This window comes from Pseudoflavonifractor gallinarum (genome assembly GCF_014982855.1).
GTDB classification, from domain to species: domain Bacteria; phylum Bacillota; class Clostridia; order Oscillospirales; family Oscillospiraceae; genus Pseudoflavonifractor_A; species Pseudoflavonifractor_A gallinarum.
The window spans coordinates 84,380-105,841 of record NZ_JADCKF010000002.1 but is presented as its reverse complement, the minus strand read 5'-3'; the positions used below and the strand labels follow the sequence as shown (position 1 = coordinate 105,841).

Below are 21,462 nucleotides of genomic sequence, written 5' to 3'. Positions count from 1 at the left end.
TGGTGCGCCTGTGGGCGCCCGGAAAGGATCCTGCTATGTATACCGATCAGGTCATGGACCATTTTTATCATCCCCGCAATCTGGGCACCATCGAGCATGCCGACGCGGTCGGCGTGGCCGGAAACCCCAAGTGCGGCGACATCATGCAGATCACCCTGCGGGTGGAGGACGGCATCATCACCGACGCCAAATTCAAGGTCTTTGGCTGCGGCGCCGCCGTGGCCACCAGCTCCATGGCCACCGAGCTCATCAAGGGCCGCACGGTGGAGCAGGCCTTCACCCTGACCAACGACCAGGTGGCCCAGGCCCTCGGCGGACTCCCCCTGCACAAGATGCACTGCTCCGTACTGGCCGAGCAGGCCATCAAGGCCGCCATCGGGGACTACTATGTCCGGCAGGGCATCCTCTCCCCGGATGAGGTCCAGGTCTATGACGACCCCCACGGGGAGGATACTCCGGACGAAGAGGTCTGAGCTCCTCCGTACACAAAAAAGCCCCATCTCCGCTGCGGAGATGGGGCTTTTTCTTTAGCCGTTGGGCAGCACGATGTCGCTGATGTCCACCTCGGTGGCATCGGACCAGAGCCGCTCCAGATCATAAAACTTCCGGGACTCCTCCATGAACACATGGATCACCACGGAGGAGAAGTCCAGCAGGATCCAGCCGCCGTCCCGGTGGCCTTCCACATGGTGGGGCATCTCCCCCTGATCCTTGAGCATCTTCTCACAGGTGTCGGCCAGGGCCTTGACCTGCGTGGTGGAGGTGGCGGTACACAGGACAAAATAGTCGGCCAGGGTGGTCAGGTGTCCGGTCTCCAGGACCTTGATGTCCTGGCCCTTTTTGCTGTCCAGGGCCTTGACCGCGGCCAACGCAAGTTCTTTGGGCGTCATAGACGATTCTCCTTCTTTCTCTTTTGTGGATTAACTGACCGCCTCGGGCGGGAGCACGACCTCTCCGCCGCCATCTGCGGGCGGAGCGGTGGGCGCTGCCGTGGGAGCGGCCGTCGGCGCCGGAGTGGGTTCTGCGCTGGGCGCCGGGGTAGTTGTCTCAACCGGGGTGCTGGGCGCGGGGGTCGCGCTCTCCACCGGCTGAGAGGGCTGTGCGCTCTCGGTGGGGGTCTCGCTGGGCTTGGTTGTCGGAGTGGCCGTCACCTCGGGCTTGGGGGTCGCAGAGGGCTTTGGCGTGCTGGAGGGCTTGGAGGTGCTGCTCCCGCTCTGGCTGCTGGAGGAGGAACTTCCGCCGCCGGAGCTGTTGGCCTTGGTGTCCTCCACCCGCCCAGTGGTGGAATGGAGGCGGCCGTTGTCGTCCACGCTCATGATGTCCAGCTCACTGGGGTCCAGATCTTCCTTATAGGGATTGAAGCACTCGTTGACCAGATCCACCAGCTCGTCCTCAATGGGGGTCACATAGGACTGGTAGTTGTGGTAGCTGCGGCTCCACACCATCTCTCCCTGGTTGGGCATGGTGCAGAAGTTCACGTTCTCCATCTGCAAGCCGCCGAAAATGGCCTGCTGGGCAAACCACGCCAGGTTGTTGACGGTGAGGTCGGTGGTCACATTCTTGGTAAAGACCTTGGCCAGCTCATTGATGCGGGTCACATTCTGGATCTGGAGGCACTGCTCCACCACGGCGGTGAGGAAGGCCTGCTGGGTCTCGATCCGGCCCAGGTCCCCGTTGGGGTAGCCCTTCATCTTGCCGTTGACCATATTGTCGTGGCGGTAGCGGACCACGCCCATGGCCTGCTCGCCGTTGAGCTTCTGATAGCCCTTGTTGATGTGGATGTGCAGGTCCTGGGTGGGATCGTCATAGTTCATGTCGATGGGGACGTCGAAATACACGCCGCCCAGGGCATCCACCAGCTCGCCCACAGCCTCCCACTCCACGATGACCTCGTAGTCGGGGACAAAGCCCACCAGCTGGCTGATCTCCTTGTACAGGGCCTGGATGCCCTCATCCCCGCCGCCGTAGAAATTATAGACCGAATTGATCTTTTTAATATCCCAGGGCACATTGACCATGGTGTCGCGGGGGATGCTCATGACATTGAGCTTCTGATTGGGCACATCGTAGGCCGCCAGCATGAGGGTATCGGTGTTACCGCCGCCGCCGGTATCCCGGCCGATCACCAGGAAGGTGAAGAAATCCTCCTTCCGGTCGGCGGAGGTGCGGCCGGGCCGGTCCGTGGCCAGCAGCTCCCCGCTCTCCTGCGGCATGGGGACCTTGGGCTCCGTGGGGAGCGTGGGCTTTTGAATAAAGAAGTGCAGAAAGAGGAAGGCTGCCAGCAGCACCGCGGCCAGCACCGCGGCCACGATCAGAAGGACCCGGAGGACCTTCTCCTGCGTTCTGAGCTGCTTCCATGGCTTTTTCGGCCCTTTGGACCGGTTTTTCCGGGGCTTGCCCGGCTCTTTCCTGCTGGGACCGGAGGCAGTATGCTGCAGCCGCGCGCCGCCCCGCCGGTGTTCTCTCTTATCTGTTTCCATTCCGTCTAGTCTCGCTTTCTGTTCCGCAACCAATCATAGGCCTCCTGGGTACGGAAGTGGACGGGCTGTCCCCGCTCCTCCATATCCTGGATGCTCATTTCACACCCCAGGAGCACCGCGGCGTCCAGGTCGCTGTAAGCCAGCTCCCTTAGCCGCTCCACTCCCTCAAAATCCCGGTTTGGCTCCATATAGTCGGCCACATAGAGGATCTTCTCCAGCAGGGTCATATTCCCCTTGCCGGTGGTGTGCCAGTAGATGGCGTCATACACCTCCTGCGGCATGCCGAAGACCTCCCGGGCGATGGCCGCGCCGGTCTTGGAGTGAAGCAGCTTGACCGCGCGCCGCTCCAATTCGTCCAAAACGATACCATATTTCGCGCATAAATGCAACTGCTCGTCCAACTCCAAATATTTCGTGCAGTCATGGAGGATGCCCGCTTTGCGGGCCAGCTCCGCATCCGCGCCCCAGTGGAGGGCCAGGCGCACCGCCTCCTCCTCCGTCCCGCGGATGTGCCGGATCCGCTTGGCCCGTACCATGGAATAGGAGCAGGCCCGCAGCTGCTCGTCGGTGAGCCTGGTCAGATCCGCGTGGGTGCCGTACAGCCCGTGCATCAGGATATAGCCGTACACGGCGGGACACAGATAGGTCCCCCCCTCCCCCCGGGCCAGCATGCCCCGCAGCTCGGTGGAGGAGACCTCCACGATCTCGGGCAGCTGCACGGTGCACACCCGCGCGCCGTAGGTGTCGTGGAGATACTTGCTCTGGATCTCCAGCATCTCCCCGCAGTCAGACTGGGTGCGGGCAAAGGCCGCCACCCCCGCGTAGCGCAGGATGACCTCCGGCTCGTGCCAGTTTTGGAGGGTGAGGAACATATCGGTCCCCATGAGGAACCACAGCTCATCCTCCGGATAGCGCTCGTGGAGCGCCCGGATGGTGTCGGAGGAGTAGCTCTTCCCCGTCCGGTGGAGCTCCAGGTCGTCCACCTCCACCTGTCCGGGGCGCAGGAGATTGTCCGCCATCAATTCGGTCATGGCAAGGCGTTCCGCCGCAGGGGGTGTCCCCTCCGGCAGCGTCTTATGGGGCGGGAGGGCCGCCGGGACAAAGAGCAGCTTGTCCAGGCCCAGGGCGTCCATGGCGAAGCGGGCCGCTGCCATATGGCCCAGATGTGGCGGATTGAAGGTTCCTCCGTAAATACCGATTTTCATCATACCGCACCCTTTCCGCGCCGGGATTCCGGCCTAATTGTTTATCCCCGCTTTTTGGTGTCCTTCACCAGCACGATGGGGTTTTTCAGATCCTTGCGGTGGCTCTTCCGGTAGAGGACAAATTTGGTACCGATGACCTGCACCACCTCGGCCCGGGCCTTGACGGCCAGCTCCTCGGCGGCCTCCCGGGGGGAGAGCATGGAGTTCTCCAGCACCCGGCCCTTGATGAGCTCCCGGGCCTCCAGGGCGTCGTTGACCTGCTTGAGCAGGTTCTCCCCGATGCCGTCCTTGCCCACCTGTACGATGGTGTCGATGCTGTTGGCCAGGCCCCGAAGCTGGGCCCGCTGCTTGCTTGTCAGATCCAATGTTCTATCTCCTTTGTATTTGATTTGTGGTTCAGCCTTCCAGGTAGGCCTTGAGCTTCTCGCCAAAGGCCTCCAGCGCCCTGCCCCGGTGGGAGATGGCGTTCTTCTCCTCCGCCGTCAGCTCAGCAAAGGTCTTTTTCCGCTCGGGCAGGAAGAAAATGGGGTCATAGCCGAAGCCGTCGCTCCCCTTGGGGGCATAGGCCAGGGTGCCCGGGCACTCGCCCCGGGCCTCCACCCGGTCCCCGTTGGGGAAGCAGCAGCAGATGGCCGAGACGAACCGGCACCGCCGGTCCAGCTGGCCCCGCATGTTCTCCAGCAGGAGCCGGTAGCGGCCCACGTCGTCCAGCCCCGGCCCGCCGTACCGGGCGGAGTAGACCCCGGGAGCGCCGTTCAGGGCGTCCACGCACAGGCCCGAGTCGTCGGCCACGGCGGGGAGACCGCCGGCCTCCATCACCGCATGGGCTTTGAGGAAGGCGTTCTCCTCAAAGGTAGTGCCGGTCTCCTCCACGTCCACGTCGATGCCCACCTGGGACTCCAGCACCACCTCGATCCCCTGGGCGGAGAGGATGGCCTGCAATTCCAGGAGCTTTTTGGGGTTCTTGCTGGCTAATACCATTTTCATCTCACAGCACCCCCACGATGTCGGCCTGGAGCTTCTGGAGCTCCTGAATGCCCTTGCCGCACAGGTCCACCAGGGCGCGCTGCTCCTCGATGGTGAAGGGGCGGCCCTCGCCGGTGCCCTGGATCTCGATGAGGCGGCCGCTGCCGTCCATGACGCAGTTCAGGTCCACCTGGGCGGAGGAGTCCTCCTCATAGCACAGGTCCAGCAGGGGGGTGTCCCCCACGATTCCGGCCGAGACCGCCGCCACATAGCCCCGCAGGGGCATCTGCTCCAGCACGCCCTCCTCCATCAGCTTCCGGCAGGCCAGGGCCAGGGCCACAAATCCGCCGGTGACCGAGGCGGTACGGGTGCCGCCGTCTCCCTGGAGCACATCGCAGTCCACGGTGATGGAGCGCTCGCCCAGGGCCTTGCGGTCCACCACGGCCCGGAGTGCCCGGCCGATGAGCCGCTGGATCTCCGCCGAGCGGGGAGAGAGCTTGAGCTTGGCGATGTCCCGCTTGGAGCGCTCCCGGTTGGCCCGGGGGAGCATGGAGTACTCCGCGGTCACCCAGCCCTCCCCCTCGGGGACGTGGGGCGGGGTGCGGTCCTCCACACTGGCGGTGCACAGCACATGGGTGTTGCCGCAGCGGATCAGGCAGGAGCCCTCCGCAAACCGGTTGATGCCGGGAATAATCTCCACCGGCCGGAGCTGGTCCGGGCGGCGGCCGTCGATTCTTTCCATGGTATAAAACCTCCTGACTGTGGGCCGCCGGGGCGGCCGTTTGTTCCGAATGGTCCCTTTTATACGAATGCCTTCACAAACTCGGCGGGCTCAAAGGGCATCAGGTCGTCGATGCCCTCGCCCACGCCGATGAACTTGACGGGCACGCCCAGCTCCTGGGCGATGGCGATGACGATGCCGCCCTTGGCCGAGCCGTCCAGCTTGGTGAGGACGATGCCGGTGATCCCGGCGGCCTCCTTGAACTGCTTGGCCTGGATGAGCCCGTTCTGCCCGGTGGTGGCGTCCAGCACCAGCAGGGTCTCCCGGTCGGCGCCCGGCAGCTCCCGGTCCAGAATGCGGCTGATCTTGTTGAGCTCGTTCATCAGATTCTGCTTGTTGTGGAGCCGGCCGGCGGTGTCCACCAGCACCACGTCGGTTCCTCTGGCCTTGGCCGCCGAGAGGGCGTCAAAGACCACTGCCGCCGGGTCGGCCCCCTCGTGCTGGCGGACGATGTCCACCCCGCAGCGCTGGGACCAGATCTCCAGCTGGTCGGCAGCGGCCGCCCGGAAGGTGTCGGCGGCGGCCATGAGTACCCGCCGGCCCTCTCCCTTCAGGTGGGCCGAGAGCTTGCCGATGGTGGTGGTCTTGCCCACGCCGTTTACCCCGATGAACAGGGCCACCGACGGCTTGGTATCCAGCTTGAGGGAGAGGTCCCCCACCTCCAAAAACTCCGTGAGGATAGCGCGCAGGCACTCCCGGCCCTCCTCGGCGTTCTTGATCTTCTCCGCTTTGGCCCGGCGGCGCAGCTCCTCCACCGCCTTCATGGCGGTCTCCACTCCCATGTCGGAGAGGATGAGGGTCTCCTCCAGCTCATCATAGAAGTCATCGTCCAGCTCCCCTGCAAAGAGCTGGTCGAAGGAGTGGCCGATGTTGGAGATATTCTCCTTTGTGCGGGTCAGGCCCGCCTTGATCTTATCAAAAAAGCCCATATCCTTCTGTTCCTTTCGTTAATTCAGTTCCTTGTGGCATTTCGGGCACATCTTGGGCATACGCATCAGCCAGTCGGTCACCCGCAGCCGGTCCCCGCAGTGGGGACAGCGGCACCACTTGAAGTGCACCACAAAGCCGGCTGCCGCCAGCACCACCGCCAGTCCCACCAGTCCCCAGAACAGGATCTGGGAGCGGGTGGCAAAGTAGCCGCCCAGCATGACGATGAAGACCGCCAGCACGGTCAGCCGGTTGGAGTATTTCCAGGCTTTCTTATAATCCATCTCTTGTTTCCTCTCTCTTTCTTATCGGTTGCGTTCCGCGGTAGGTCCTGTGGAATTTACTCGATGCCCAGCTCCCGCTCCACATCGTTGAGGTTGATGGTCAGCATCCGGCTCACGCCCCGCTCCTGCATGGTCACGCCGTAGAGCACATCGGCCTCTTCCATGGTGCCCCGGCGGTGGGTGATGACGATAAACTGGGTCTTGTTGGACACGCTGCGCAGATAGCGGGCAAAGCGGGTCACATTGGCGTCGTCCAGCGCCGCCTCGATCTCGTCCATGACGCAGAAGGGGGTGGGCCGGACCTTCAAAATGGCAAAATAGAGGGCGATGGCCACAAAGGCCTTCTCCCCGCCCGAGAGGAGGGAGAGCACCTTCAGCGCCTTGCCCGGCGGCTGGACCCGGATCTCGATTCCGCAGTTGAGGATGTCCGACGCGTCCTCCAGCTCCAGGGCCGCCTGACCGCCGCCGAAGAGCTCCCGGAAGGTGGTCTGAAAGGCCTCGTTGAGCAGGACGAACTGCTCTCCGAAGAGGCGCTTCATCTCGGCGGTGATGCCCGCGATGATCCCGGCCAGATCCGCCTTGGCCTTTTCCACGTCGTCCCGCTGCTCGGTCAGATAGGTGTACCGCTCGTTTACCCGCTCGAATTCCTCGATGGCGTCCAGATTGATGTTCCCCAGCCCCGCGATGCCCCGCTTGAGCTCGGCCACCCGGCGCTGGGCCTGGGCGGTGCTCTCCAGGGGCACCCGCTGCTGGAGGGCCGCCTGGTGGGTGAGCTCGTAGCTCTCCCAGAGCTTGTCCAAAAGCCCCTTTTCCTCCATAGCGTGGGCCTGTTTCTTCTGCTCCAGGCCCGCGGCCGTGCGCTCCAGCTGAAGGAGCTGGGCATTTTTCTCCCGGCTGTCCCGGTCGGCCCGGTTGCGCCTGGCCTCCAGCTCCAGCTTCTCCTGGTTGAGCCGGAGGATGTCGGCCTCGGCGGCCTCCTTCTCCTCCCGGATGGTCTGGAGGGCGGCCTCCTTTTCCCGGATCTCGGCCTCCATGGCCTCGTTCTGTCCGGCATATTCCCGCAGGCGCTCGGCCTGCTGCTCCCGGTCTCCGGCCAGCTCCTTCCGCAGGGCCTCCAGCTCCCGGAGGCTGCCCTCGGTGGTCTCCCGCTCGGCCTCCAGTCCGGCCAGGCGCCGGTGGAGGGCGTCCATCGCCGTGCGGATCTCCTCCGCCCGCTGCCGGACGGCGGCCTGTCCCGCCTCTTTTCCGGCCGCCTCGGAGCGCAGGGCCTCGGCCGCGCCCTCCAGCGTCTCGATGCGTGAGCGGGCCTGGGCGGTGTCCGCCTCGGTCTGTTCCTGCCGCCGGAGCAGCTGGGCCAGTTCTTCCTTTCGCTCGTCCAAGCGGGCGTGCAGCTCGCCCAGGCGTTCTTTCTGGCGCTCCGCCCGCTCCTCCAGCTGGAGGATGCGGTCCTCGTGCCGGCGCAGCTCCCCCCGGGCGCTCTCCAGTTCATAGCGCCCGGCGGTGGCCTCCCGCTCGGTCTCGGACTGCCGCGCCTTGGCCTCTTCCAGGGCGGCGGCAAGTTCCTGCTCCTGGGCGGAGAGCTGCTGCAGCTCGTTGGAACGGCTCAGGATTCCCGCCGAACGGCTCACCGAGCCGCCCGTCATGGAGCCGCCCGGATTGAGCACCTGTCCGTCCAGGGTGACGATCTTAAAGCGGTGGCCGTAGGCGCCGGCGATGGCCACGGCGGCGTCCAGATCCTCCGCGATCACCGTGCGCCCCAGCAGGTTGGCACAGATCTTTCCATAGGCCGCCTCGCACTCCACCAGGGCGTCCCCCATGCCCACAAAGCCGGAGGACTGCTCCACCCCGCTCTCCCGGAAGGGGACGGGACGGATGGTGTCCATGGGCAGGAAGGTGGCCCGGCCGCCCTCCCGGCGTTTCAGCCACTGGATGGCCGCCTTTCCGTGCTCCTCCCGCTCCACCACCAGGTGCTGCATGGCGCCGCCCAGGGCGGTCTCGATGGCCACGGCATAGGGAGCCGGCACCCGGATGAGGCTGGCCACCGGGCCCCGCACGCCCTTCAGGCGGCCCCGCTCGGCCTCCCCCATCACCAGCTTGACCGCTCTGGAGTAGCCCTCATAGGACCGCTCCAACTCGGTAAGCATGTGGATGCGGGAGCGGAGGGTGTGGTCCTCCAGCTCCAGCGCGCGCACGCGCTCCCGGGCGGCGGCGGCCTTCTTCTCCCGGGCCTCCACCCGCAGCACATGGCCCTGGATGATGTTTTCCAGGGCGTCCCGGTCGGACCGGGCGCTCTTCAGGGCCGTATCGTTCTCCCCGGCCTCCTGTTCCAGATTGCCCAGGCTCTCCTCCTCCTCGGCGAGAGCCCGGCGCAGGGTGGATTCCCGGTCCAGCAGCTCCTGGGCAGCAGCCGCCAGGGCGGAGAGGAGGGCACGGGCCTCGGCGGCCGAGGCGCTGTCCAAGCGCTCCTGCTGCCGCAGGGCCTCCAGCTCCGCCGCCAGAGCGCCCGCCTGTCCGGCCGCCGCCCCGGCTTCTTTTTCTTTAGACGCCAATTCCCCGCGAATGGTTTCCCCGTCGCGCAAAATGGCGGTCAGACGCGCCCGGCGGGCCGCGATCTGGGCGGACAGGGCGTCGTCCCGCCCGGTCTGCTGCTCCAGCTCCCGCCGGATGCGCCCCTCGTTTTCCTGATTGTGGGCGATGCCGCTGCGCAGGACGGCGATGGCGCTCTCTAAGGTGTTGGCCTCGCTCTGTCCCTGCATGACGGCCGCCCGGCGCGCCTCGGCCTCCACCTCCCGGGTCCGCATCTCCCCGGCCAGGGCCTCGGCCTCGGCATAGAGCCGCTCCTGCTCCCGCTGCTCCTCCTCCTTCTGCCGGAGGGCCTGCTCGCAGGCGGCGTTGGTCTTGATGGCGGCGGTACGCACCCGGTCCAGCTGCTCCAGCCAGAGGGAGATCTCCAGCCCGCGCATCTCATCCCGCAGGAGCAAAAAGCGCCGGGCCTTCTCCGCCTGCTGGCGGAGGGGCCCCACCTGGAGCTCCAGCTCGTCGATCTTGTCCCGGATGCGCACCAGGTTCTCCTCGGTCCGCTCCAGACGGCGCTCGGCCTCCTCCTTCCGGTGGCGGAAGCGGGAGATGCCCGCGGCCTCCTCAAAGATCTCCCGGCGGTCGGCGCTCTTGACCGAGAGGATCTCGTCGATCTTGCCCTGGCCGATGATGGAGTAGCCCTCCCGCCCCAGTCCGGTGTCCATGAAGAGCTCGTTCACGTCCCGGAGGCGGACCGTGCGGCGGTTGATGTAGTACTCGCTCTCTCCGGAGCGGTAGTAGCGGCGGGTCACCATGACCTCGTCCTCCGGCAGGGAGAGGGCGTGGTCCTGGTTATCCAGCACCAGGCTGACCTCGGCAAAGCCCACCTGACGGCGCTTCTCGGTGCCGCCGAAGATCACGTCCTCCATCTTGCCGCCCCGGAGCGCCCGGGTGGACTGCTCCCCCATCACCCAGCGGATGGCGTCCGACAGATTGGATTTGCCCGAGCCGTTGGGGCCCACGATGGCGGTGATGTCCTCCCCAAAGGTCAGCACGGTCTTGTCCGGAAAGGACTTGAACCCCTGGATCTCGAGCGCTTTTAAGTACAAACCGGACACCTCTCAGTCGTCGACCGCCCCTCAGGGCACAAAATCACATGGTAATAAAGTATTATATCAATTTCCCCCTGCCATTGCAAACGCTTTCCCACAAAAAACACGCCGCGGCAGCCCCTCCGCGGCGTGTTTTGGTTTATGGATGCTCCAGATGGCCGATGGCGGCCCGGGCGGCGTTCTGCTCCGCCTCTTTTTTGCTGTGGCCCTCGCCCTGGCCGATGGTGGCGCCGTTCAGGTCCACCTCCACCGTGAAGATCTTGGCGTGGTCGGGCCCGCTGGAGCCGGTCAGGCGGTACTGCAGGACCTGGCCGCTCTCCCGCTGCACCAGCTCCTGCAGGGCGGTCTTGTAGTCCCGGTTGCGGGCCTTCTCGCTCTCCCGGTCCAGAATGTATTTCTGGATGATCTTGCGGGCCGAGCCGATGCCGCCGTCCAGGTAGACCGCGGCCAGCACGGCCTCCACCGCGTCGGCCTGGATGGAGGGACGGCGGCGGCCTCCGCCGGCGTTCTCTCCCTTGCCCAGGCGGAGGTATTCCCCCAGTCCCCAGGCCTTGGCCACTTCCACCAGGCTCTCCTCGCACACCAGGGCGGCCCGGGTGCGGGTCAGGTCCCCCTCCGGCAGGTCGGGGTGGGTGCGGAACAGATAGTCGGCGGTCACCATGCCCAGCACCGAGTCCCCCAGGAACTCCAGACGCTCATTGCTCTGGCAGCCCTTGAACCGGTTCTCATTGGCATAGGAGCTGTGGGTGAGCGCGTTCTCTAAGAGGGAACGGTCGTGAAAGGTATATCCAAGGGTCTCTTCCAGATGGCGCATGGTGGTTCCTCCTCTTCTCCAGTTCCATACGATTCAAAACGCAAGCCCCGCCGTGGGCGGGGCTTGCAGGCAAACGATCAATCCAGCTTGGTCTGCAGGAAACGGACGAAGTCTCCCACAGTGGTCATGTCGGACAGGTTCTCATCGGCCAGGTCCTCCAGGTTGAAGGCCTCCTCCACCGCCATGGTCAGATCGACCACGTCCACGGAGTCGGCGCCCAGCTCCTCAAAGGAGGTGTCCATGGTGATGTTCTCGGCGTCCACGCCCAGCTGCTCGGACAGCAGAGCCACGATTTTCTCAAAAATCATATCTATCTTCTCCTATCATATCGTTCTGTATTCAGGAACGGTAATTGCACTAAAATAATAGGCAAGATAAGGCAAGCTGTCAATAGGATTTTTGATTTTTTCTCTCCCCGTGGGAAAATCGTGGAAAACCCACAATCAGCCCTCTTCCTTTTTCACCTGCACGGGGAGACGCATGTGCTCCACATTCTCGGTGATGTCCTCAATGATGCCCGAGGCGGCAAACTTGGCGGCCTGCCGGATGGCATTCTTGATGGCATAGTCGTCAGAGGAGCCGTGGGCCTTGATGACCGGCTTGGAGATGCCGATGAAGGCGGTGCCGCCCACCTCTCCGGCGTCCAGGATCTTCTTGAAGGAGCGGATGCCGCCCGAGACCAGAAGGGCCGCCAGCTTGGTGATCAGGTTCTTCTTGAACATGGCCTTGAGCTGCTTGGCCAGGAAGCCGCCGGTCCCCTCCATGGTCTTGAGGAAGATATTGCCCGAGTAGCCATCGGAGACAATCACGTCCACCGCGCCGTAGACCGCCTCTTTGCCCTCCACGTTGCCGGTGAAGTGGATGCGGCCCTGCTCCCCGGCCTCCTGCAGGAGGGCGTAGGTCTTCTGCTGCAGCTCGGTGCCCTTGGAGGGCTCGGCCCCGATGTTCAGGAGGCCCACCCGCGGCTCCGGACGGCCCAGCACCCGCTCGGCATAGTAGGAGCCCATGAAGGCAAACTGGAGCAGGTATTCGGGGGTACACTCGGCAGTGGCGCCGCAGTCGATGAGGACGGCCCCGCCGTTTCCGGTGGGCACCACCGGGGCCATGGCCGCCCGGCGGATGCCCTTGATGCGCTTGACGATGAGGGTGGCCGCCGCCAGCAGCGCGCCGGTGCTGCCCGCCGAGACAAAGGCGTCGCCCTTGCCGTCCTTGAGCAGATTGAGCCCCACTGTGAGGGAGGAGTCCTTCTTCTCCCGGAAGGCGGTGGCCGGATTGTCACAGATCTCCACCACCTCGGAGGCATGGACGATCTCCATCCCTGCCGGGGGCTCCTTCATGCCCTCCTCGTTGAGGACCTGGAGGATCTCCTCCCCCCGGCCCACCAGGATGACCTCTACTCCCTGCTCCCGGATGGCAGCCAGTGCACCCTTTACGTTTGAGGCGGGCGCGTTGTCGCCGCCCATGGCGTCTACGATGATCTTCATGACTTTTCCCTCTTCTTTCTGTGTTCTCATCCGGACCAGCCCTATGCCAACGGCCGCGGCTCGTCTGTCAGACCCAACAGGTAGTCGGCAGACACCTCAAAGGTCTTGCAGAGCTTATACAACCGCTCCATGGAGGTCCCGGCTTTTCCGTTGGCCATGTCGCTGACCTGCGCGGTAGAGACCCCCAGCGCCCGGGCCAGCTGGGCATAGGTCATGTTCCGCCGCTGAATGAGTTCTTTCAGCCGGGCCGAAAAGATGGCGCGCTCAAACATACGCTGCCCCCTCACAGATCAGATACAATCTCATTTTGACTGCATTTGGTCCTGCTTCTGATTGACAGGGTTACTCCTTGTCTCATCTCAATGGCCGTGGCTCATCCGTCAAACCTAAAAGATAATCAGCCGTGACATTGTAATGCGCACAGAGCTGCGCTAATTTTGCAAGGGTCGTAGCACCCCGGCCATTTTCCATTTCTCCGATCTGGTTTGGCTTTACACCCAAAACCTCCGCCAGTTCCCGTTGCGTCTCATGGTTGTGACTGCGCATCTTGCGTAAGCGCAAACCAAATAATTCGTTATGGTACATGGCTCCCCCTTGACATATCCAATAAAACCGTGTATATTGCAATCATGGTTTTATTGGGGTGATGGTGTGGATAACTTACTCTTTGCCTTGTATGAACTCGCTGCCCGGCTGGACCGGGACGCCGGGGATCTCCCGGACTGCTATGCCCTCCGGGAGCGGCACCTGGGCCGGGTCCGGGAGGAAATGGGCGATCCCTTCTGCGAAAAGCTCCGGGACGCGGCCGACGAGTGCGCCCAGCTGGACGCCGAGGCGGCCTTTCTCCGGGGCCTGCGGCTGGGACTGGCCCTCCACCGGCTGTAAGGGTCGGTTACAGCTCCGCCGGGTCCAGCTTGTCCAGGATCTCCAGCGCCCGGCGGCTCAGCTCGGCATTCTTGTTTCTTTTGCCCTTGACCTTATAGCCCAGGGGCGGGATGATGCCGAAGTTCACGTTCATGGGCTGGAAGTCGCCCACCGTCTCGTTGCTGATGTAGAGGGCCAGCGCCCCCACCGCCGTCTCCTGGGGAAAGTCCACCGGGGGCTTGCCCTGAAGTCTGCGGGCCAGCTCCACCGCCGCCAGGAAGCCGGAGGCGGTGGACTCCACATATCCCTCCACGCCGGTGATCTGTCCGGCGAAGCACACCCGGGGCTCATGCTTGACCCGGTAATAGCGGTCCAGCATCCGGGGGGAATCCAGGTAGGTGTTCCGGTGCATCACGCCGTAGCGCACGAATTCCGCGCTGCGCAGGGCGGGGATCATGGAAAAGACCCGCCGCTGCTCGGGCCACTTCAAATGGGTCTGGAAGCCCACCAGATTGTAGATGGAGCCCTCGGCGTTGTCCTTGCGCAGCTGCACCACGGCGAAGGGCTCCTTCCCCGTCTTGGGGTCCTTGAGGCCCCGGGGCTTGAGGGGGCCGTAGCAGAGGGTCTGCTTCCCCCGTCGGGCCATGACCTCCACGGGCATACAGCCCTCAAAGACCTGTTTGTCCTCAAAGCCGTGGACCTCAGCCTCCTGGGCGGCGCACAGCTCGGTCCAGAAGGCGTCGTACTCCTCCTCCGTGAGGGGGCAGTTGATATAGTCCGGCGTGCCCTTGTCGTAGCGGGAGGCAAACCACGCCGAGGTCATATCCACGCTCTCAAAGGTGACCAGGGGGGCCGCCGCGTCGTAGAAGTTGAGATAGCGGCTCTCGGGGAAAAAGGCCTTGATGCGCTCGCTCAGGGCCTCGGAGGTGAGGGGCCCGGAGGCCACGATCACATTTCCCTCCGCGGGGATCTCGGTGACCTCCCCCTCCACCACGGTGATGAGGGGGTGCTCCTTCACCGCCCGGGTGATGGCCCCGGAAAAGGCGTGGCGGTCCACCGCCAGGGCGCCGCCCGCCTCCACCCGGTGCTCGTCGGCACAGCGGAGGATGAGGGAGCCCAGGCGGCGCAGCTCCTCCTTGAGCAGGCCCACCGCATTCTCCAGCTGGTCGGAGCGCAGGGAGTTGGAGCACACCAACTCTCCAAAGTCGTCCGAGTGGTGGGCGGGGGTCTTTTTCCGGGGCTTCATCTCATGCAGCTCCACCGGAATGCCCCGCTGGGCCAGCTGCCACGCGGCCTCACATCCGGCCAGGCCCGCGCCGATCACGATAACAGGTTCCATGTGTTCTCCTTACGCTTCCTCTGTCTTCTTGGCCGTCTTCTTCGCGGTGGTCTTTTTGGCCGGCTCCTTCTTGGCCGCCGCTTTTTTGGTGGTCTCGGTCTTTTTGGCCACGGTTTTCTTGGCCGCCGGCTTTTTCGCGGCGGTCTTCTTGACGGTCTTTTTCTCCTCCTCGGGCGGCACGCCCTCGGCGAGATTGGCGTTTTCCGGGGTCTTCTTCTTATAGCCCCGCTGATCCTCCGGCAGGAAGTTGGGGCACTCGGGATTGATGCAGAAGGGCTTCTTGAAGCCCCGGCCCGACTTCTTGAAGAGGGTGTGTCCGCACTCGGGACAGGTCTCCTTGACCGGCACATCCCAGGTCATGAAGTCGCAGCGCTTGCTCTCATCCTTGTTGGTGTTGTTCTCACAGCCGTAGTAGGCATAGCCCCGCTTGGAGGTCTTTTTCAGGATCTTGCCGCCGCACTTGGGGCACTTGCCCGGCATCTCGATGACGATGGGCTGGGTGTGGGGGCACTCGGGCCAGCCGGGGCAGGCCAGGAAGCGGCCGAAGCGGCCGGACTTGAAGACCAGATTGCGCCCGCACAGGGGGCAGATGACGTCGGACACCTCGTCGGGCACCTTGATGCGCTCAGTGTCCTGCTCGGCGGCCTGGAGCTCCCGCTCAAAGTCCCCGTAGAAGCCGGAGAGGATGTCCTTCCAGTTCTCCTTCCCCTCTTCCACCTCGTCCAGCAGCTCCTCCATCCGGGCGGTGAAGGCGGTGTCCACGATGTCGGGAAACTTCTCCTTCATCAGGTCGTTGACCACCTCGCCCAGGGGGGTGGTGCGCAGGTTCTTCCCCTCCTTCACCACATACTCCCGGTCCAGGATGGTGGAGATGGTGGGGGCGTAGGTGGAGGGACGGCCGATCCCCTTCTCCTCCAGGGCCTTGATGAGGGTGGCCTCGGTGTAGCGGCTGGGGGGCTGGGTGAAGTGCTGTCCCGGCTCGCTCTTGAGGAGCTCGAGGGCCTCCCCCTCCCGCAGGTCGGGCAGGGGGGACTGGCGGAGGACCTCCTCGTCCTCGTCCTTGCCCTCCACATAGACGGCGGTATAGCCGGAGAACTTGAGGGCCGAGTGGTTGGCGCGGAAGCGGTATCCGGCGCTCTCCACCTCGATGGTGACGCTGTCATAGACGGCAGGGGCCATCTGGCAGGCCAAGAAGCGGCTCCAGATCAGCTTGTAGAGCCGGTACTGTTCGCTGGTCAGGTCCTTCTTGAGCTGCTCGGGGGTCAGGTTCACGTTGGAGGGACGGATGGCCTCGTGGGCGTCCTGGGCCCCGGACTTGGTCTTGAACACCCGGGGCTTTCCGGGGTAGTAGTCGGCCCCGTAGCGGCCCTGGATAAAGTTTTTGGCGGCCTCCGTGGCCTCGTCCGAAAGGCGCAGGGAGTCGGTACGCATATAGGTGATGAGACCGATGGTCCCCTCGCCCTCGATGTCCACGCCCTCGTAGAGCTGCTGGGCGATGGACATGGTGCGGCGGGGGGTCATGTTCAGCTTGCGGCTGGCCTCCTGCTGCAGGGTGGAGGTGGTGAAGGGGGGCGCGGGATTGCGCTGCTTATCCTGCCGCTTGACCCCCTGGACGGTGAAGGAGTCGGCCTGAACGGCGGAGACCACCGCCTGGACCTCCTCCTCGCTGTGCAGGTCCATCTTCTTCTCCCGGCCGTAGAAGGCGGCCCGGAACTGGCCCAGGTTGGGGGCGATGCGCTCCAGGTCCACATCCAGGGACCAGTACTCCTCGGGCACGAAGGCCTTGATCTCGGCCTCCCGCTCGGCCACCAGGCGGGTGGCCACCGACTGGACCCGTCCGGCGCTCAGGCCCCGGCGGATCTTCTTCCACAGCAGGGGGGAGATCTGGTAGCCCACGATGCGGTCCAGCACTCTTCTGGCCTGCTGGGCGTCCACCAGATTCTGGTCGATGGCACGGGGGGCGGCGATGGCCTCGTTGACCACCTTCTTGGTGATCTCGTTAAAGGTGACCCGGTAGGTCTTGTCGTCGGGGATCCCCAGCAGCTCCTTGAGGTGCCAGGAGATGGCCTCGCCCTCCCGGTCCGGGTCGGTGGCCAGAAAGACTTTTTCGCTCTTCTTGGCCGTCTTCTGCAGGTCGTCGATGACCTCTTCCTTGCCCTTGATGGGCTGATAATCCAGCGTGAAGCCGTGTTCCACGTCCACGCCCAGCTTGCTCTTGGGAAGATCGCGCACATGTCCCATGGACGCCTTCACCTGATAGCCGGGACCCAGGTATTTTCCGATGGTCTTGGCCTTGGCGGGGGACTCCACGATCACAAGATTCGATTTCGCCACAATAGTACCTCCAATTGGGTCTCTCCGTCTCTGTTCCGGAGGCCCTTCTCTCGTCCGCGCCTGGGCGGACCAACTGCGCCCTCTGGTGGGCGTCAGAGCGGATCTGATCATCGGCAAACCACCGCGCTCCGGGTTTGGTTTGCCGATGTTCAGGTACGCCCTTGGGCGGGAGATCCCGCCGGTGCTCAGTCCTTCTCCCGCAGCAGGATCAGGGCTTCAAAGAAATTGCCCGGCCGCTGGGCCAGGATGCCCCGCATAGTCAGCATGGTGAGGCTGGCCAGCACCCCGCTGGCCGGGAGGCCGGTACGCTCCACCAGGTCGTCCGGCCGCAGCCGCTCCTCCCCCAGGGCCAGGAGGATGGCCTTCTCTTCGGCCGTAAACTCTCCGGTCTGCTCTTGAAAGGTACTATAAGCCCTTCCTTCCGAGTTGTCAACCGCCTGGGGGGCCGGCTCCGGCCCTTTGGGGCGGGGATGCTGGGGAGCCTCTTGCGCTCCTGGTTCCCTTTTCTCCCGCTTTCGCGGTGGGCCGGGCCGCAGGCGGGCCGAATAGAGTCCCTCGTACTCCACCAGGATGTCGGCGGCCGACTGGATGAGCTTGGCCTCCCCCCGCTGGATGAGGAGATTGGTCCCCTGACTGCCGGGATTTCCCGCTAACCCCGGAAAGGCAAAGACGTCCCGGTTCTGGTCCAGCGCGGTGCGGGCGGTGATGAGGGTGCCGCTCTTCACGCTGGCCTCCACTGCCGCCACGCCCAGGCTCAGACCGCTGATGATGCGGTTGCGGATGGGGTAGTGCCACCCCTCGGTGGCGGTCCCCGGCGGATACTCGCTGATAAGGGTGCCCACCTGGGGCACCACCCGGTAGAGGTCCGCGCTGGAGGATGGATAGACCACGTCGATCCCGCCGCCCAGCACCGAGCACACGGTGCCTCCGGCCCGGATGGCGCTGCGCAGGGCGGCGGCATCCACTCCCTGGGCCACGCCCGAGACCACCACCGCGCCCCGGCGGGCCAGGTCCCGGCCCAGCTCCGCCGCCTTCTCGATCCCGTAGGGGCTGGCCCGGCGGGAGCCCACCACGCCGATGACCACCCGCTCGTCAAAGGGGAGGTTCTTCCCCTTCACGTAGAGAAGGGCGGGCGGCGCGTCGATCTGGCGCAGACGCTCCGGGTAGGCGGCGTCCTGTATGGTCAAAATCCGGATGTTCCGCCGGGCGCAGTCCTCCAGGATGCGCTCCGGCCAGTCCATCTCCTTGTGGCAGAGCTCCTCCCGGAGCTTAGAGGGCAGACCCAGCAGCTCATACTCCGCCCGGTCGGCCACATAGACCTGTTCGGCCCCGCCCAGACGCTCGGCCAGGGCGGCCGCCTCCCCCGGCCGGATGGAGGGCCGGGTGGTGAGCCACAGCCAATACTTCAGCACAGACATGGAATTTCTCCCTCTCTTTCTCTACCGGGATCTCACTCCGTCTATCCGTTCTTCCCTTTTGTTCAGTGGCCGCGGGCCATCTCCCAGAGCACCACGGTGGCAGCTGCCGCCGCGTTGAGGGACTCACACCGCTCCCGCATGGGGATGCGGATGGTCTTTTCACACCGGGCCAGGGCCTCCTGGGAGATGCCCCTGCCCTCGCTGCCGATGACCACGGCCGCCCGCTCCAGAGGCAGCTCCCGCACATCGGCCGTATCCTCCCGCAGGGCGGTGGCGTACAGGGGGATCTCCGCCGCCGCCAGCCGGGGACACAGGTGCTCCAGATCGGTCTCCCACACCGGGAGCCGGAAGCAGGCCCCCATGGTGGAGCGGACCGTCTTGGGCGAAAAGGGGTCGGCGCAGCGGGGCAGCAGGACCACTCCCGCAGCTCCCAGCGCATCGGCGGTGCGCCAGATGGTGCCCACGTTCCCCGGGTCCTGGAGTCCGTCCAGCACCAGATACCCGCCCGGCGCCATGGTCTCAGGCAGCGCCGTCTCCGGTCTGCGGCACACGGCCAGGACGCCCTGAGGGGTCTCCACGGTGGAGAGGCTCTCAAAGAGTCCCTCAGGCACCTCCACCAGACGGATCTCCTGGGGCAGGTCCTCGGGGGGAGTCTTTCCCCGGGCGTAGACCAGGGTCTCCACCCCGGCGCTCCAGCGCAGGGCCTCCCCCACCAGTTTTTCGCCCTCGCAGAGGTACTGTCTCTGGCTCCGGCGGTACTTCCCCTCCGCCCCCAGCTTGCGGATGTGGACGGCCAGCGGATTCTGCCGGCTGGTAATTGATTCCATCTTCATCTTCCTTACAGGCTATGCAGCAGGTTGATATACTCGGTACGGCCCAGCACCACGATCCGTCCGCCCTGGACCAGCCGGTAGTCGCCGCCGGGGGCCACGTCCAGCACGCCCTCCGGGCCGCGCACCGCGATGACGTTGACATGGTGCTTGGCACGGATGTCCAGCTCCCGGATGCTCTTGCCCATCCACACCTTGGGCACCGCCAGCTCCACGATGCTGAAGTCGTCGGAGAGCTCGATAAAGTTGAGCACGTTGGAGCTGGAGAGGCCCTGGGCCAGCTTCAGTCCCATCTCATGCTCAGGGAAGATCACCCGGTCGGCTCCGATCTTCTCCAGTACCTTCCGATGTACATGGCTTTGGGCCTTGCACACCACCTGCTTGACCCCCACTTCCTTCAGATTGAGGGTGATGAGGGCGCTGTTGCCCACGTCGTTGCCGGTGGCCACGATGGCGCAGTCATAGTTGCGCACGCCCAGCGCCCGCAGGACCGCCGCGTCTCTGGCGTCTCCGGTGACGGCGTGGGTCACCAGATCCACCACCTTCTGCACCTTCTCCGGGTCGGCGTCGATGGCCAGTACCTCATGGCCCAGCGTGCACAGCTCGGTGGCCACAGCGTTTCCAAATCGGCCCAGACCGATGACAACAAATGTTTTCATGCAATCCCCTTCTTTTTTATCCGATCATAATGTCCACATTGGGATACTGGATCTTGGCCAGTTTTTTACGCCGGGTCAGGAATGCGATGGAGAACGAAAGCACGCCCACACGGCCCAGATACATAAACAGGACAAGCACTGCCTGGGAAAAACGGGAGAGATGCGCGGTGATGCCGGTGGTCAGGCCCACCGTACCCAGTGCCGACGCCACTTCGAAGGCGCAGTCGATGTAGGGCAGGCTCTCCACCGAGGAGAGGATGATGGACCCGGTCAGAAACAGCGTGATCACCACCAGCGTCAGGGTCATGGCATTGATGACCCGCTGATAGGAGATGGCCCGGCCCCGCAGGGTCACCTGCTCCTTCCCCTTCAGCCCCGCCCGCAGAGCCAGCATGAGCACCGCCAGCGTCACAGTCTTGATGCCGCCCGCGGTGGAGCCCGACGAACCGCCCACCAGCATGAGCACCACCGAAATGGCCTTGGTGTTGTCGTGGAGCCCGCCCTGTCCCAGCGCGTCAAAGCCGGCTGTACGCAGGGTGGTGGACTGGAAAAAGGCGTTGAGCAGTTTCTGCCACAGGGGCATGTTCCCCAGCGTGGCGGGATTGTGGTATTCCGCCAGCAGGGTAAAGACGGTGCCGAAGAGCAGCAGTCCCGCCGTCATCACCAGCACCAGCTTGCTGTACAGGGAGAGCTTGCGCCAGCACCGGCTGCGCACCAGATCCTCCCAGACGAAAAATCCCAGGCCGCCGATGATGATGAGGGCGGCCGTGGTGAGCAGTACAACCGGGTGATGGTTCGCCCCGATCATACTGGAAAAGGGGCCGTACTCTCCGCCCATCAGATCAAAGCCCGCGTTGCAGAACGCGGAGATGGCGTGGAAGATGCCATGCCAGATCCCCCGGAGCAGTCCAAAGGTTGGAATGAAGCAGATGGAGAGGATCACCGCCCCCACCCCCTCGATCAGAAAGGTGCCCATGAGCGCATGGCGTACCATGCGCACCACACCATCCAGATCGTTGAGGTTGAAGGTGGACACCATGATGAGCCGCTCCGACAGGCCGATGCGGCGGTGGAGCGCAAAGGACACCATGGTGATGAGGGTCATAAAGCCAAGGCCCCCCAGCTGGATCATCATAATGATGATGATCTGCCCAAAGAGGCTCCACTGGACCCAGGTATCCACGGTAATGAGTCCGGTGACGCAGGTGGCTGAGGTGGCGGTAAACAGTGCGTCAAAAAAACCGACGCTCATCCCGCTGCGCGAGGCGATGGGAAGGGTCAGCAGCAGTGCGCCCAGCAGGATGATGCACCCAAAGGATGCTGCCACGATGCGCGTGGGATTCATCCCTCGTTTACTGAGCAGCAGATTGCGTGCGCGAATGGTAATACTCATAATATCTGATCGGCCTTTCTCTCCCGGTCCGGCACAGCCTGGACCGTACTGGCCT

22 protein-coding genes are annotated in these 21,462 nt (G+C 64.4%); 2 read left to right on the top strand and 20 right to left on the bottom strand.

Annotated elements, in window-relative coordinates; all coding sequences use genetic code 11:
* Nucleotides 1–35: 35 nt before the first annotated feature.
* The gene (locus tag INF37_RS02525; protein ID WP_101693729.1) at nucleotides 36–473 is read left to right on the top strand and encodes an iron-sulfur cluster assembly scaffold protein; all 438 of its coding nucleotides are present in this window, start codon (nucleotides 36–38) and stop codon (nucleotides 471–473) included.
* Between the two features lie 54 nt (nucleotides 474–527).
* Here INF37_RS02525 and rsfS read toward each other — a convergent pair whose 3' ends face one another.
* The 14 genes from rsfS to INF37_RS02455 all read right to left on the bottom strand — a co-directional run bounded on the left by rsfS (nucleotide 528) and on the right by INF37_RS02455 (nucleotide 13,155).
* Nucleotides 528–890, bottom strand: coding sequence for a ribosome silencing factor (gene rsfS, locus INF37_RS02520; RefSeq protein WP_101693730.1), 363 nt, complete (start codon nucleotides 888–890; stop codon nucleotides 528–530).
* 30 nt (nucleotides 891–920) lie between these two features.
* A complete protein-coding gene (locus tag INF37_RS02515; RefSeq protein ID WP_101693731.1) occupies nucleotides 921–2,480 on the bottom strand; it encodes an LCP family protein in 1,560 nt (519 codons plus the stop codon).
* A gap of 5 nt (nucleotides 2,481–2,485) precedes the next feature.
* Entirely contained in the window at nucleotides 2,486–3,688 is a 1,203-nt protein-coding gene (gene nadD, locus INF37_RS02510) for a nicotinate (nicotinamide) nucleotide adenylyltransferase (protein ID WP_235964160.1), read from the bottom strand.
* A 38-nt stretch (nucleotides 3,689–3,726) separates the two neighbouring features.
* Complete coding sequence (yhbY, locus tag INF37_RS02505; protein WP_101693732.1) at nucleotides 3,727–4,050, bottom strand: ribosome assembly RNA-binding protein YhbY; 324 nt, start codon at nucleotides 4,048–4,050, stop codon at nucleotides 3,727–3,729.
* A gap of 31 nt (nucleotides 4,051–4,081) precedes the next feature.
* Nucleotides 4,082–4,672 carry an RdgB/HAM1 family non-canonical purine NTP pyrophosphatase gene (rdgB, locus tag INF37_RS02500; RefSeq protein ID WP_193536231.1) on the bottom strand — a complete coding sequence of 197 codons (591 nt, stop codon included), beginning with the start codon at nucleotides 4,670–4,672 and terminating at the stop codon, nucleotides 4,082–4,084.
* 1 nt (nucleotide 4,673) lies between these two features.
* Entirely contained in the window at nucleotides 4,674–5,393 is a 720-nt protein-coding gene (gene rph, locus INF37_RS02495) for a ribonuclease PH (RefSeq protein ID WP_101693734.1), read from the bottom strand.
* Between the two features lie 59 nt (nucleotides 5,394–5,452).
* On the bottom strand, nucleotides 5,453–6,361 hold the full coding sequence (gene ftsY, locus INF37_RS02490; RefSeq protein WP_101693735.1) for a signal recognition particle-docking protein FtsY: 909 nt from the start codon (nucleotides 6,359–6,361) through the stop codon (nucleotides 5,453–5,455).
* Nucleotides 6,362–6,379: 18 nt separating this feature from the next.
* Nucleotides 6,380–6,643 carry a hypothetical protein gene (locus tag INF37_RS02485; RefSeq protein WP_101693736.1) on the bottom strand — a complete coding sequence of 88 codons (264 nt, stop codon included), beginning with the start codon at nucleotides 6,641–6,643 and terminating at the stop codon, nucleotides 6,380–6,382.
* Nucleotides 6,644–6,699: 56 nt separating this feature from the next.
* Nucleotides 6,700–10,278: a chromosome segregation protein SMC gene (smc, locus tag INF37_RS02480; protein WP_193536229.1), complete on the bottom strand. Its 3,579-nt coding sequence runs from the start codon at nucleotides 10,276–10,278 to the stop codon at nucleotides 6,700–6,702.
* Nucleotides 10,279–10,411: 133 nt separating this feature from the next.
* The gene (rnc, locus tag INF37_RS02475) at nucleotides 10,412–11,086 is read right to left on the bottom strand and encodes a ribonuclease III (RefSeq protein WP_101693738.1); all 675 of its coding nucleotides are present in this window, start codon (nucleotides 11,084–11,086) and stop codon (nucleotides 10,412–10,414) included.
* 77 nt (nucleotides 11,087–11,163) lie between these two features.
* Nucleotides 11,164–11,394 (bottom strand): acyl carrier protein, encoded by a 231-nt coding sequence (locus tag INF37_RS02470; protein ID WP_101693739.1) that lies wholly within the window; start codon nucleotides 11,392–11,394, stop codon nucleotides 11,164–11,166.
* 135 nt (nucleotides 11,395–11,529) lie between these two features.
* Nucleotides 11,530–12,570 carry a phosphate acyltransferase PlsX gene (plsX, locus tag INF37_RS02465; RefSeq protein WP_193536227.1) on the bottom strand — a complete coding sequence of 347 codons (1,041 nt, stop codon included), beginning with the start codon at nucleotides 12,568–12,570 and terminating at the stop codon, nucleotides 11,530–11,532.
* A gap of 41 nt (nucleotides 12,571–12,611) precedes the next feature.
* A complete protein-coding gene (locus tag INF37_RS02460; RefSeq protein WP_193536225.1) occupies nucleotides 12,612–12,842 on the bottom strand; it encodes a helix-turn-helix domain-containing protein in 231 nt (76 codons plus the stop codon).
* An 82-nt stretch (nucleotides 12,843–12,924) separates the two neighbouring features.
* Nucleotides 12,925–13,155, bottom strand: a complete 231-nt coding sequence (locus INF37_RS02455) for a helix-turn-helix domain-containing protein (RefSeq protein ID WP_101693742.1) — start codon at nucleotides 13,153–13,155, stop codon at nucleotides 12,925–12,927.
* 66 nt (nucleotides 13,156–13,221) lie between these two features.
* Here INF37_RS02455 and INF37_RS02450 point away from each other — a divergent pair, with 66 nt between their 5' ends.
* Entirely contained in the window at nucleotides 13,222–13,455 is a 234-nt protein-coding gene (locus INF37_RS02450; protein ID WP_180956895.1) for a hypothetical protein, read from the top strand.
* Nucleotides 13,456–13,462: 7 nt separating this feature from the next.
* Here INF37_RS02450 and trmFO read toward each other — a convergent pair whose 3' ends face one another.
* The 6 genes from trmFO to INF37_RS02420 form a co-directional block, all read right to left on the bottom strand.
* The gene (gene trmFO, locus INF37_RS02445; RefSeq protein ID WP_101693744.1) at nucleotides 13,463–14,773 is read right to left on the bottom strand and encodes a methylenetetrahydrofolate--tRNA-(uracil(54)-C(5))-methyltransferase (FADH(2)-oxidizing) TrmFO; all 1,311 of its coding nucleotides are present in this window, start codon (nucleotides 14,771–14,773) and stop codon (nucleotides 13,463–13,465) included.
* Between the two features lie 9 nt (nucleotides 14,774–14,782).
* Complete coding sequence (gene topA / locus INF37_RS02440) at nucleotides 14,783–17,107, bottom strand: type I DNA topoisomerase (protein WP_193536223.1); 2,325 nt, start codon at nucleotides 17,105–17,107, stop codon at nucleotides 14,783–14,785.
* Nucleotides 17,108–17,292: 185 nt separating this feature from the next.
* Nucleotides 17,293–18,525 (bottom strand): DNA-processing protein DprA, encoded by a 1,233-nt coding sequence (gene dprA / locus INF37_RS02435; RefSeq protein ID WP_193536221.1) that lies wholly within the window; start codon nucleotides 18,523–18,525, stop codon nucleotides 17,293–17,295.
* Nucleotides 18,526–18,587: 62 nt separating this feature from the next.
* Nucleotides 18,588–19,352, bottom strand: coding sequence for a TrmH family RNA methyltransferase (locus INF37_RS02430; RefSeq protein WP_193536219.1), 765 nt, complete (start codon nucleotides 19,350–19,352; stop codon nucleotides 18,588–18,590).
* Nucleotides 19,353–19,363: 11 nt separating this feature from the next.
* On the bottom strand, nucleotides 19,364–20,014 hold the full coding sequence (locus INF37_RS02425; protein ID WP_101693748.1) for a potassium channel family protein: 651 nt from the start codon (nucleotides 20,012–20,014) through the stop codon (nucleotides 19,364–19,366).
* A gap of 16 nt (nucleotides 20,015–20,030) precedes the next feature.
* Nucleotides 20,031–21,407: a TrkH family potassium uptake protein gene (locus INF37_RS02420; protein WP_235964158.1), complete on the bottom strand. Its 1,377-nt coding sequence runs from the start codon at nucleotides 21,405–21,407 to the stop codon at nucleotides 20,031–20,033.
* Nucleotides 21,408–21,462 lie beyond the last annotated feature (55 nt).